The organism is Kribbella pittospori (assembly GCF_004331465.1).
Taxonomy (GTDB): Bacteria; Actinomycetota; Actinomycetes; order Propionibacteriales; family Kribbellaceae; genus Kribbella; species Kribbella pittospori.
Genome location: NZ_SJKB01000006.1, coordinates 111,532 through 123,851, shown reverse-complemented (window position 1 = coordinate 123,851; position 12,320 = coordinate 111,532). Strand labels below are relative to the sequence as shown.

Annotated in this window: 11 protein-coding genes; 2 read left to right on the top strand and 9 right to left on the bottom strand. The window is 69.8% G+C overall.

Annotation, left to right across the window (positions count from 1 at the left end):
• Positions 1-37 precede the first annotated feature (37 nt).
• Genes E0H73_RS20030 through E0H73_RS20020 form a run of 3 tightly spaced genes read right to left on the bottom strand, consistent with a single transcriptional unit; the run spans position 38 to position 2,697 of the window.
• Complete coding sequence (locus E0H73_RS20030) at positions 38-1,303, bottom strand: hypothetical protein (protein WP_131358527.1); 1,266 nt, start codon at positions 1,301-1,303, stop codon at positions 38-40.
• 26 nt (positions 1,304-1,329) lie between these two features.
• Positions 1,330-1,908 (bottom strand): DoxX family protein, encoded by a 579-nt coding sequence (locus E0H73_RS20025; protein ID WP_131358524.1) that lies wholly within the window; start codon positions 1,906-1,908, stop codon positions 1,330-1,332.
• A gap of 60 nt (positions 1,909-1,968) precedes the next feature.
• The gene (locus tag E0H73_RS20020; RefSeq protein ID WP_131358521.1) at positions 1,969-2,697 is read right to left on the bottom strand and encodes a DsbA family oxidoreductase; all 729 of its coding nucleotides are present in this window, start codon (positions 2,695-2,697) and stop codon (positions 1,969-1,971) included.
• Positions 2,698-2,767: 70 nt separating this feature from the next.
• On the opposite strand from E0H73_RS20020, the gene E0H73_RS20015 reads away from it, so the two are divergent.
• Together E0H73_RS20015 and E0H73_RS20010 are read left to right on the top strand one after the other, a co-directional pair.
• On the top strand, positions 2,768-3,610 hold the full coding sequence (locus tag E0H73_RS20015) for an aminoglycoside phosphotransferase family protein (protein ID WP_131358518.1): 843 nt from the start codon (positions 2,768-2,770) through the stop codon (positions 3,608-3,610).
• A gap of 129 nt (positions 3,611-3,739) precedes the next feature.
• On the top strand, positions 3,740-4,408 hold the full coding sequence (locus E0H73_RS20010) for a DUF4097 family beta strand repeat-containing protein (RefSeq protein ID WP_131358515.1): 669 nt from the start codon (positions 3,740-3,742) through the stop codon (positions 4,406-4,408).
• Between the two features lie 62 nt (positions 4,409-4,470).
• Here the strand turns inward: E0H73_RS20010 and E0H73_RS20005 are convergent, their stop codons facing one another.
• The 6 genes from E0H73_RS20005 to aspS all read right to left on the bottom strand — a co-directional run bounded on the left by E0H73_RS20005 (position 4,471) and on the right by aspS (position 12,126).
• Positions 4,471-5,250: an alpha/beta fold hydrolase gene (locus tag E0H73_RS20005; protein WP_131358512.1), complete on the bottom strand. Its 780-nt coding sequence runs from the start codon at positions 5,248-5,250 to the stop codon at positions 4,471-4,473.
• On the bottom strand, positions 5,247-5,966 hold the full coding sequence (locus E0H73_RS20000) for an alpha/beta fold hydrolase (RefSeq protein ID WP_131358509.1): 720 nt from the start codon (positions 5,964-5,966) through the stop codon (positions 5,247-5,249). Before E0H73_RS20000 ends, E0H73_RS20005 begins: the two co-directional genes overlap by 4 nt.
• 131 nt (positions 5,967-6,097) lie before the next feature.
• Positions 6,098-8,692, bottom strand: coding sequence for an ATP-binding protein (locus E0H73_RS19995; protein ID WP_131358506.1), 2,595 nt, complete (start codon positions 8,690-8,692; stop codon positions 6,098-6,100).
• A gap of 16 nt (positions 8,693-8,708) precedes the next feature.
• Entirely contained in the window at positions 8,709-9,968 is a 1,260-nt protein-coding gene (locus E0H73_RS19990) for an ArgE/DapE family deacylase (protein WP_131358503.1), read from the bottom strand.
• Positions 9,962-10,837 (bottom strand): phosphotransferase family protein, encoded by an 876-nt coding sequence (locus tag E0H73_RS19985; RefSeq protein ID WP_131358500.1) that lies wholly within the window; start codon positions 10,835-10,837, stop codon positions 9,962-9,964. The genes E0H73_RS19990 and E0H73_RS19985 overlap by 7 nt, the downstream gene beginning before the upstream one ends.
• Positions 10,837-12,126 (bottom strand): aspartate--tRNA(Asn) ligase, encoded by a 1,290-nt coding sequence (gene aspS / locus E0H73_RS19980; protein WP_131358497.1) that lies wholly within the window; start codon positions 12,124-12,126, stop codon positions 10,837-10,839. Before aspS ends, E0H73_RS19985 begins: the two co-directional genes overlap by 1 nt.
• Positions 12,127-12,320: the final 194 nt, after the last annotated feature.

Below are 12,320 nucleotides of genomic sequence, written 5' to 3'. Positions count from 1 at the left end.
GCTCGGAACTCCTGCCCCTGAGCCTAGGGCATGGCTGCTACACGACCTTCCAGCCTTCCGGGAGGGTCAGCGACAGCGTGTTCGCACTCCGGCCGAGGACCATCGGCGGCAGGGTCTTCGGGAAGGTGTAGTTGAGCACCTGGATGGTGGTGCGTTTGACCGCCGGCTCACCGTTGCCGGCCGGGGTGTCGATGCCCTTCTGGAACGCCGCGACCGGCAGCAGCGTCTTGGTGTCGAGGTAATACACCATGTGGATGCCCTCGGTCAGGTTGAAGGGGTTCGACCACGGCCAGGTGACCGGATCCAGGCCCGCGTCGCGGAACGCCCACATCGAAATCGCCGAACCCCAGTAGTTCTTGTCGGCCAGGGTGATCGGCTTGAAGTCGACGATCTGGCGGACGTATGTCTTGCCGCCGGCCGACAGCAGAGTGGGCTTGGCGACGTTCACATAGCCCTTGTACGTGCGCAGCTTCGCCAGCACCTTGTCTGCCTGGTCCGCGGTCAGTCCGCTGGAGAAGACGCCGTCACCGCCGCCCATGAACGGCTTCTTCGTGCAGGTGTTGCTCGTGAACGTGCTCTGCTCCCACTTCTTGCTGTAGTTCGACCAGTGCATCTCCTTGGTCCCCTGGCAGGCGATGTTGGTCGGCTCGTCGTCGGTGGGGCCGGTGAGGATGGTCTGGAAGTAGTAGAACTTGTCGCTCCGGTGGTCGATCGCGATGTCGGTGATCGGGAACAGTTGCCGGGACGCGAACTTCTGCGGGTCGCCGAACATGCTCGACTTCACCCGGCCGATCGGCGCGGTCATCTGGCGCTTGACGACGCTCTCGTAGAACGTCGCCGGATCGACCTGGGCGAGGGACTGCGCGGTGACGGACTGGCCGGGCTCGAGGTTCTTGCCCTTCGGCTCCTCCGAGGTGCCGCTGCTGCCGATGCCGTGGCCGGCGTCGTTGTCGTCGCCGGAGGTGGCGCGCCAGGCGAGGATGCCGGCCGGGACGCCGGCCGAGACGCCGATCACGAGCAGTACCAGGCCGACCACGATCCAGACCGTACGACGCTTCCGCGGCGGCCGCGGCTGCCCGTAGAACCCCGGCTGCGGGTACGGCTGCCCGGGGGACTGCTGCTGCGGCCGCGGGTACTGCGGCTGCTGCGGCGGGCCGGCGTACTGCTGCTGGCCGCCGTGTGGCTGCTGGAACTGCTGCTGCGGGGGTGGCCCGGCGTACGGCTGCTGTGGTGGTTGTTGGGAGACCGGCTGCCAACTGCGGCCGTCCCACCACCACTGGCCGTCGTCACTGTACGTAGGCACGGCCTCCAGAATAGGAGGCCGTGAGGTCAGCCGAGGTTCAGCTCCGCCTTCGCGAGTCTGGCGGCGTGCTTGGCCTCACGGGCCAGCTGCTTCGCCTCCCGCTTGGCGGCCTTCGCGCCGCGCTTGGTCTCCCGCTTCGCCGCCTGCGCCCCGTGCGTGGCCCGCCAGGCGACGCCCGGCTTGCCCTCGGTGTCGACCGCGGCGAGGAGCAGACCGCCGAACAGACCCAGGTTCTTCATGAACTGGATCCGCTGCGCGCTCCGGGCGTCCTTGTCCTTCACCTGCCAGAACGGGTGCCCGGCGATCGTCACCGGGAGCAGCGTGGCCGCCAGCACCGTAGCGCCCGTCCGCCGTCCCTTCCCGCTCGCCAGCGCGAGACCGCCGAGCACCTGGACGGCGCCGTTCAGCCGGACCAGGTTCACCGTGGTCTCGGGGATGCGGTTGGCGATCTGAGCCGGTGCGACGTTCTTCACCATCGGCACCAAACGGTCTGTCACCGGCTGGGCCTTGGGCACCAGCGGCTCGGGGTTGCGGATCGAGTTCACACCCTGCGCGACGAAGATCATCGAGAGCAGTGGCCTGGCCAGTGCACGCACGACAGTCATGCCTCCTTCATACACCACGTTCTGTACGTCGCCCGGTACCCAAGGCTCATCCGTTCAGACTCAGATCGGGCAACCATCCGGACCGCAGGCGGCGTCGTCGGTGGTGGCGCCCGGGGCGGTGATCAGCGTCACCGGCTTGCGGTCCGCGTTCGCCCGCCGCAGCGCCTCCTGGAACACCTCGACAGGCTGCGCACCGCTGACGCCGTACTTCTCGTCGATCACGAAGAACGGCACCCCGTTGGCGCCGTACGCCAGCGCCTGAGCCTGGTCGTCGGCGACGTCCTGGGCGTACGTCGTACTCGCGAGCACCTCGCTGACCCGGTCGGACGGGAGGCCGACCTCCTCGGCGAGCTGCGTGAGCGTCGCGTGGTCACCGACCGGGAGCCCGTCGGTGAAGTACGCCTTGAGCAGCCGCTCCTTGAGGCGGTCCTGCGTGTCGGCGGGCACCTCGCCGGCGGACATCAGGTCGCGGGCCAGGTGCAGTACCCGGTGCGCGTCGACGGTGTTCGCGGACTTGGACTGGTCGAGGTGGTACTCGAGGCCGACCTCGGCGGCGACCTCGGTCACGTGGGCGTTGGCCTGCACACCCCACGCGCGGTCGCGACCGTACTTCTCACCCAGCCGGGTCGGCAGGTCGCGCGGGTCGTCGCTCGTCGCCGACGGGTCCAGCTGGAAGGAGTGCCAGACGATCTCCGCGCTGTCGCCGCTCTGAGCCAGCGCCTGCTCGAGCCGCCGCTTCCCGATGTAGCACCACGGGCAGATGACGTCGGACCACACATCGATACGCATACTCGGGCCAACTCACCGTGATCGGCGGTCTATTCCCAACCAGATCCGAGTGTGATGCGTCCGACGCTGCATGGACGAACAACTGGTGCGCGCCCTGCTGCAGGATCAGCATCCGGATCTGGCCGAACTGGAGCTGCGGGAGGTGGTCGGCGGCTGGGGCAACCAGATGTGGCGGCTGGGAGACGATCTGGCGGTCCGGATACCTCGCACCGACCAGGCACCGGAGCTGCTCCGCAAGGAGGCCCGCTGGGTCCCCACGCTCGCTCCTCGTCTCCCACTACCCGTCCCAACCCCGCAGCGCCTGGGGGAGCCGTCGGACCGCTTCCCCAGGACCTGGATGGTCACCACCTGGGTCCACGGAGAACCCGCGGACCACGCACCGATCACGGATCCGAAGGCGGCCGACGTACTGGTCGACTTCCTGCAGGCACTGCACACCGAGGCCCCGGCCGACGCGCCCGTCAGTCACCGGGGCAGTCTGCCGCAGGGACTGGGCTTCGAAGAGATCCACGAGTACGTCGGTCGCCGTGACAAGATCCGTGCGGTCTGGGAGGACGCGGTAGCCGCCCCGGCCTGGGGCGGGCCGGCGTTGTGGCTGCACGGCGATCTGCACCCGGCCAACGTGGTCGTTGCCGACGGCACCCTTGCCGGCGTCGTGGACTTCGAGGAGATCAGCGCGGGTGACCCGGCCAACGACCTCGCGGCTGCGTGGATCCTGCTACCGGACGGCGCGGCCGATCGCTTCTTCGAGCGCTACCCGGTGGACGAGGCCACGGTTCGACGAGCTCGCGGCTGGGCTTTGACCCGGGCGATGTTCCTGATCGCGATGGGAGTCAACGGCGACAAGGGCCTCCCCGGTGGCAAACCACACTGGGGCCCGATCGGTCGGGCGGCCCTCGATCGTCTGCTGTGATCGTCGACCTGTTCGGCTGCTGACAGCGGCACGTCCGTCATGTCAGCACGGTGGCCGTCCAGTGTCAGGGCGGTCGTCGAAGCTGGTCTCATCAACAGCTCGACACCACAAACTCAGGAAGGCAAGACCATGCCGACTTTCAACACCCCCGAGCCGATCTCCACAGTCCTGGACATCCCCGCCGGACGCATCCAGTTCGTCGCCGCCGACCGTTCCGACACCGCCGTCGAGATCGTGCCGGCGAACCCCTCGAAGAGCCGTGACGTCAAGGCGGCGGAGGAGGCGAAGGTCGAGTACGGCGACGGCGTCCTGCGGATCGAGGTCTTGGCCAAGAACCAGTACTTCGGGCCCTCCGGCTCCGTTGCGGTGACTGTCCACCTGCCTGCGGGTTCGCAGGTCGAGGTGAAGGCGGCCAGCGCCGAACTCCAGGCCACCGGTCGGCTCGGCGACGTCGCTGTCAACAGCGCGCACGGCTCGATCGACCTCGAGGACGTCGCGAGCGCTCGCCTCAGCCTGACCGCCGGTGACGTCTCGGTCGGCCGCCTCAACGGCCCCGCGGAGATTCGCACCAGCAAGGGTGACATCCGGATCGCCGAGGCCGTGAGCGGTGCGCTGGTACTGCGCACCGATGTCGGCGAGGTGGAGGTCGTCGCCGCTGCCGGAGTCTCGGCCACCCTGGACGCCGGCACCACCACCGGCCGGATCAACAACGCGCTCAAGAACGCCGACGGCGCCGCCGTCCCGCTCACCATCCGCGCGACCACCACCGTCGGCGACATCGTCGCCCGCAGTCTCTGATCGCGATCGACGACCGACCCGTCGCGGCCCGCACGCCACAGTGGCGTGCGGGCCGCGGGCTGTCATCGAGCGGCCTGTTCGATCACGTTGGTGACGGCTGACGAGTGGGACAGGGCGACCAGGTGGGACGCGCCGGGGATCTCGACCGTCGTGGCGTGGGCGCGTTGGGCCATGAACCGTTCGGCCGCCGGCGGGATGGCGTGATCTCCGGTCGGGATCACGGCGTACTTCGGCAGACCGGCCGGAGCCGTCGTCGCGACCGGCTCGTCGAAGGCGGCGGCGTTGACCGGACGCTGGGAGGCCCCGAGTACGGCGGCTTGCCGAGCGGACAGGTCGGCCGAGAACACCCGATGGAACGCCTCCGGCTTCACCGCGAGGTCGACGCCACCGGAGTAGCTGATCGCGTTCGTGGTGTCCGGTCCGAGCTCGCTGCCCGGGTACTTCGCGTTCAGCGCGCCGATCGTCTCACCGGCCTGCGGGATGAACGCGGCCACGTACACGAGCGACTTGACCCCGCTGGTCCCGGCGAGTTCGCTGACCAGCGCACCGCCGTACGAATGACCGACGAGGACCTTCGGACCGGGGATTCCGGCGAGCACGCCGCTCAGGTACGACGTGTCGGCGGCGATCCCGCGGAGCGGTACGGCGGGGACGACGACGGTGTACCCGTCCCGCTGCAGCCGGCCGGTCACCTCCGACCAGCTGGCCCCGTCGGCGAAGGCTCCGTGCAGGAGAACGATGGTCGGCTTCGGCTGGTGCTCGGTCTGAGCGGTGGCGGTGGTCGCGCCGGTCAGCAGTACGGCGGCGGTGGCGAGGAGTGCACCCAGGCGACGGAGCTTCATCGGGCCGCACCCGCCTCGACCGCGGTCGCGATGAAGTCGGCAACAGCCTTCGGCTGCGAGACGGCGACGGCGTGCGAGCCGTCGACCTCGATGGTGGTGGCCTTGGCGCGGGCGGCCATGATGCGCTCACCCTCCGGCGGGATCGCCGCGTCGCCGGTCGCGACGAGGACGTGCACCGGCAGCCGCTTCCAGCTCGCCGGGCCGGCCTTCTCGTCGAACGCCGCTGCGGCGATCGCCTTCTGGGTCCTGGCCAGGAGGTCCGCGTCCTCGACGTCGGCGGCGAACAATGTCGGGAACTTGTCCAGCGCGATGCTGAGGTAGGTCTCCTCGCCGCCGTCGGCGGTCGGCAGGGTGTGCGGCACCAGGCCGGCCGGGAAGTCGTTGGCGGGGAAGCTCCCGAGCAGGTCCTGCAGGCTCTCGCCCTCGTCGGGGAGGAACGCGGCGACGTACACCAGGCCGGTCACGTTGTCGGCCTCGTTCGCGGCTGCGGTGATCACCGCTCCGCCGTACGAGTGCCCGACCAGGACGACGGGGCCGTCGATCTCGCGGACCTGGGCGGCGACGCGGCTGCCGTCGAGCGCGGGACCGCGCAGTTCGTTGCTGACCGCCACGGCGTTGATGCCGCGGGTCTTGAGTTCGGCGATCACACCGGTCCAGCTGGAGTTCTCCGCGAACGCGCCGTGCACCAGGACGACGGTGGGGGTCTTGTCGGTCATTGCTCTCGATCTCCTTCAGGTTTGACTTGGTAGTAGAAGGAAACCGCGCAGGCCTGCTCGGCCGGATCGACCGAACAACCGAACTTGCCAGGGGTGAACTCAGCCGTGGGGGACGGCGGTGCACCCAAAACTCATGCGTTCGGGGGAGGGGTGAATCGCTCCAGCACCAGACGGGTCAGCTGGACCCGCGAGTTGACCCCGAGCTTGCCGAAGGCGGACCGCAGATGGGTGCCGACGGTACTCGCGGAGACGACCAGCTCCTCGGCGGCGGAGCGGTTGGTGTGGCCCTCGGCGACCAGGAGCGCGACCCGGCGCTCCATCGGGGTGAGCGCGTCCCAGCCCTCCTGGGCCCGCGGAGGTACGGCGGACCATCGGCGGCGTCGTACTCCGGCTGCCTGGAGCACCGCCTGGGTCCGGCCGGCCGGAGCGGTAGCGCCGAGTGCGGTCAGGGTGTCGAGGGCGTGTTCGAGGGTGGCGATGCCGGCCGAGCGGTCGGACTCCAATACGGCGCCGCCGTACAGCTCCTCGGCCTTTGCCAGCAGCAACGGTCGGTGCGCCGTACGGAGCGTCTCGGTCGCCGCCGCCAGCCGTTCGAGATCGTTGCCCGCAGCCACCAGCTCCAGCGCCCCGCGGTGCGCTGTCGATGGAGTTGCGGCCGCCTGTTCTGCCAGCAGGTCTTCAGCGCCCGCATGGACGAGTATGTCGGTCCGCTCCGGGAAGTCCCGCGGTACGTCGCGCAACCGCGCAACCGCCTTGGTGTCGCCGTCCGCGATCGCGAGCAAGGCGTTGATCGTCGGATCGTGCCCCGCGAGCTCCCGTGCATGGCTGAGCTTGCCGCGCTGCAGAGCGACGAGCGCGAGAACCTGATGCGCCACCGGAGCCAACGTGCTGTCGTGCAACTGGCTCATCCAGCGCAGTCCGGTATTGGCAGCCTGCGCCGCCTCAGCCAAGTTGCCCGACGCGTACTCCAGCCGCGCCTGCAGCACAGCCAACTGCGGCGCCACCCACGAGTCGCCGCCGCTGAGCAGCTCCCGCACCCGCTCCAGCGCTCCCGGCAACTCATCGACCTCAGCCCGGCAGCACAGCTCGCCCATCTCGACCAACGCGTCCGGCAGACTGCCCAGACCGGCGGACACTCGCCGAGCGTCCGCGTAGTACTCCAGGGCAGTCGCATACCGTCCCGCAGCCCGCTCCTTCACCGCCGCCGCCACCAACAACACTCCTCGAGCCACCGGGTCTTCGGGTGCGCCAGGAGTTTCTGCACCGGCCAGCACACGGAAGGCCGCGAGGCGCTCGGCGAGCGGAGGCTCCGCGCCGGCGACGGTGAGGTCGCGGACGTCCAGTCGGTCGGTCGGCCATTGGTACGGCGCCAGATGCAGGCGGACGGTGGCTTGGAGCATGGGGGTGATCGGACCTCGGTAGAGCACGCTGCCGCTGAGGAGGTCGTCCGCGAAGGCCTTGGCCCGGTCGTACTGCCGGGCCGTGAGGAGGATGCTCACGACCTCCTCACCAACCTCGGCACGCAACGGCTCGTCGATCAGGGTCAGATCGAACGCCTCCTGGATCACCTCGGCGGCCGTGGTCGACATGGTCGCCAGCAGACCGCGGGCCGCCTCCCGCAGAGTGGCCACCGCGGAGGCGTCACCGGGCTGCGCGACTGCGAGGACATGCGGAGCCGCAGCAGCCGCTCCTCGACCGGCCGACATCAGCTGACTGGCTATGGCGCCGTGCAGGGCCCTCTGAGCCGACGGAGGTACGTCGGCCAGCGCAGCCGACCGCAGTAGCTCGTGCCGGAAGCGCAGTACCGCGCCGGCATCGGTGAGCAGCCCGGACTGGACCGCCTCCTCCAGCGGATCGGCCAGTCTGGCCACCGGCTCGGCCATGAGTACGGCGACGTCCTCGAGCCGGAACTCGCTCCCGAACACCGCGGCGGTCCGCACCAGCGTCCGGCTGAGCTCGGACAGTCCGCTGGTACGACGCCGTACGCCTTCGACCAGACCGGTCGGGAGCGGACCGGTCGTGTCCGTGCTGCTGCCGAGGTACAGCCCGGCGATCAGCTGCTCGGCGAGGAACGGGATGCCCTGCACACCAGCCAGCTGGACGGCCAGCGACGGGTCGACCGGACCGTTCAGGAGATCGGCGGCGAGGTCCTGGATGGCCTCTGTGGCGAGCGGTGTGAGGTTGATGGCGTGGATCGGGACCTGGCCGCGGACGGCGTCGGTCAGCTGATCGGTCACGCCACCGGGGGACGGACGCGTGGCCAGCAGCCAGAGCAGCTGGGAGTCGGCCAGCCGGGCCGCGACGACGCGGAGTACGAAGGCTGTCAGCGGGTCGGACCACTGCGCGTCGTCCAGCACGATGACGGCCGACGTACCGTCCAACCGGCGGCCGATCAGGTCGGCCAAGCGCTCGGCGAGCCAAAGCGGCTGGGTGTTGAGGGTGGCCAGCTCCATAAACTGCGCTGTGTCGACCAGCGGCTCCTTGCCGGCGCGGAGGGCTGGTGCGAGTGAGGACAGCGGGCTGATGTTGTCGGTCTGCTGTGCGGACGCGCTGGCGACCAGGAAGCCATGCCGTTCGGCCTGTTCTACGGCTGCCGCCAGCAGAGCCGACTTGCCGATCCCGGGCTCGCCCGAAACGACAGCCAGCGAGGACCGCCCCTCAGCGGCTGCGCGCAGCGCGTCCAGCAGCCGTCCGAGCTCCGCCGAACGCCCACGCAACGGCCTCATGGTGGATTTGTACCACTCAGCCGCAGCGGCGGACGGCTAGCAGGGCGTAGGCACGGGCCGCGTGGAGGACCTCGGACAGACGCACGTGCTCGTCGGTGGCGTGGGCGTACCGCACGTCGCCGGGACCGTACTGGAGCGTCGGGATCCCCGCCGCCGCATACAGCCGCAGATCCGAGCCGTACGGCGCTCCCTTCACCTCAGGAGTCTCGACACCCGCGTCAGTGGCCGCCTGCACCGTGTCCGAGAGCAGCGGATCGCCCTCTGCCAGCAGCCCGGACGCGAACTCACCGCCCGGCCAGCTGACCGCGACCGGATGCTCGCGCAACCAGTCGTCCTTCGCGCAAGCATCCGCGATCGCCGACTCGAAGGCGGCTCGCGCCGCGGCCACCGATTCACCGAGGCGTACGCCGTACCGTCCCTCGGCGACGAGCAGATCCGGGACGGTGCTGGCCCAGTCGCCCGCCTCGATCCGGCCGACGGACAGCGGGTTCGCCAGCTCGAGATGCGCGAGCAACCGATGCGGATCGCGGTTCCGCCGGAGCTCCAGCGCCTGCAGCGCCGACTGGATCACCACGAACTTCTCGATCGCGCTCACCCCGCGGGTCCGGGTCGAGCCATGCGTCGCGAGCCCGGGGACCTCCAGCCGGAACGTGAGCGACCCGGCGTTGGCCGGGATGACACAGCTCGCGGTCGGTTCCGCGATCAGGCACGCCTCGCCGGTGTGGCCGCGCTTCAACGTCGCGAACGCGCCGGCACCGCCGTCCTCCTCACCGATCACGGTGTGCACCGCGAGCGGCTTCCGCAGCTCGATGCCCGAGGCAACGATGGCCGCGACCGCGCCGAGAATCGCGGCCACGCCACCCTTCATGTCACAGGTGCCGCGTCCCCACATCACCCCGTCCTCGACCCGGGCCGAGAACGGATCGCCGTTCGGCCACAACCCGGGCTCACCCGTTGGCACCACATCCACATGCCCGTTGAAGATCAGCCCCGGCGCTGCCGCGTGCCCACCGAGCACCCCGACGCACCCCCAGGCCCGGTCTCGCTCGACCTCCATCCCGGGAAACTCCGGATCCGCGGCCAGCGCCGGCAGGTCGATCCGCCAGTTGTCGACAATCAGACCGAGCGACGACAGTCGCTCCGCGCACCACGTCTGGACGTCGACCTCCGCCGGCGACCCGTCGACACTCGGGATCCGCACCAGCTCCCGCAGATCGTCGACCACCCGTGCGTCGTCGACGGCGGCGACTGCCCGCCGCTCCACCTCACTCAGCATGCGCCCATCATGCAACCAGCAGGTCGAGCACCCGCTGCGCACCCTCCCGGACCAGCTCCTGCGAGAACTTCGAGCGTTCGTGGACGAACTCGGCGATCGTCGCGTACGCCGCCGCCGCGCACACCGCTACCGTCGCCCGCCCGCAACGCCGCTTCCAGGAACAGTTCGTCGACTCCGGCCGGCGCACCGTCGCGGGCCGCCGACGTCGCCAGCGAGACCAGGTCGTACGCCCGCGACCCACCGCCCGCCGCCTCGATGTCGACGATCCCGGCGATCCGCCCATTGTCGACAATCAAGTTGCCGACGTTGAGATCTCCGTGCACGAGATCGTTGTCGGGCAGGACCTCGCCACGGTACGGCCGGCACAACTCGGCGTAGCGGTCGAGCAGTTCGGCGACCTCACCGCCGTACGCATGCACCCGGCCCCACACACCGTCCCAGTCCTCGAAGACGACGCCGCTCGACCACCCCGACCAGGTCACACCGTCCTCGGGGACGAGGTCGCGCTGCAGTTCACAGATCGCGATCAGTTGCCGGGCGAGCCGCTCGTCCATCACCGATCCGTCGCGGAGCGGCTCGCCGGTGACGAACTCCTGCAGCTGGTACGGCGATCCGGCGACTGTCTCGCCCACGGCCAGCCAGGTCGGCGTCGGGTAGCCCACCGTGCGTGCCCGGCCGACCAGTTCGGCCGCGCGCCGGACCCGCGGCGCCCAGCCCGGGTCGGCCGTCCACTTCAAGACAACCGTGGCATCGCCGTCGGTGAGCTCGTAGGCGGTCGACTGGAGACCACCGGTCAGTTGCCGGACGAGCTGGTAACTGGTGCCTAGGGCAACGTTCAGCTCGCCGACAACCGACTCGGTGGTGTCCACTACGGCATCAGCCGGTGCAGGTCGCGCGGGAACAGCGTGACCTCGCGGACGTTCTCCGCCCCGGTCAGTCGCGCGACGAAGCGCTCGAGACCGATCGCGAAGCCGCCGTGCGGTGGCATCCCGTGCTTGAACGCCTGCAGGAACGAGCTGTACGCCGGGTCCTCCGGCGACTCACCACGCGCCTCGAGGACGGCGGCGTACTCGCTGTAGCGATGCAGACGCTGGCCACCGGTGACCAGCTCGACGCCCTTGAAGAGCAGGTCGAACGAGTTGGACCAGCGCGGGTCCGACGGCTGCGGATGGGTGTAGAACGGCCGCTTCACCATCGGATAGCCCTCGACCGCGACGAACTCGCTGCCGTGCTCGCGCAACGCCCACTCGCCGACCGCCCGCTCGTCCTTCGGCGCCAGGTCGGGCTCGTCCGGGTCCGCGCCCGCGATCTTCAGCGCCTCGCTGAAGTGCACGACCGGTACGTCGACCGGAATCTCCGGCAACTCGACCCCGAGCCGCTCCAACGCACCACCGGCCCGCTCGCCGACCGCCGCCAGCATCCCGGCAACGGCCGAGCGCAGTACGGCGAGCACGTCGCGATGGCCCTCGATGAACCCGAACTCCGCGTCCAGCGACACGTACTCGGCCAGGTGCCGGACCGTGTCGTGCGGCTCGGCCCGGAAGACCGGACCGACCTCGAAGACCCGCTCGAACACCCCGACCATCGTCTGCTTGTAGAACTGCGGCGACTGCGCCAGGTACGCCGGCCCACCGAAGTAGTCCAGCGCGAACACGTTGGCCCCGGACTCGGTCACCGTACCGACGATCTTCGGCGTCTGGATCTCGGTGAACTCCAGACCGTCCATGGTCCGGCGGAACCCGTGCAGCGCCGCGGCCGCGATCTCCCAGCCGGCCCGTACCGCCGGGTGCCGCAGTGCGACCGGCGCGTTGTCCAGTACGACGGGCAGCCCGGCACCGACCGTGGGTCGCCAGAGCTCGATCGGCGGCGTCGCGGCCGGCTCGGTCAGCGCCTCGATCACCGGGTCGACGATCTCCGCGCCACCGGGTGCCTGCGGGTTGGCGGCGACCGTGCCGGTCACCTGGACGACGGTCTCCTCACCGAGTTCGTCCAGTTGTGTCTGCGTCTCCGGCGCTTTCACGACGATCTGCGACAGACCGGATCGGTCGCGCAGGATCAGGAAACTGACGGCGGCGAGCCGTCGTCTTCGGTGCACCCAGCCGGCCACCGTGACGGACTGGCCTACTGCTGAGGGGATCTCATGGTTGAGAATGCGCATCGCTGTTTTCACCTCCAGGTCGTTTCTCGTACCCCGGAGGTGTGGGCGAAGGGGAATCTCGCGGTGCCACCACACCTTCGCCGGATCGGCTTGACCCGGCCTCTTGCCGTGCATCCGCTCGGGAGTGTCTTCGCCACCGCTCCACGTATCGCCTTCACAGCTACCGGCGACTCTCTCGGACGTGGTGTACGGCG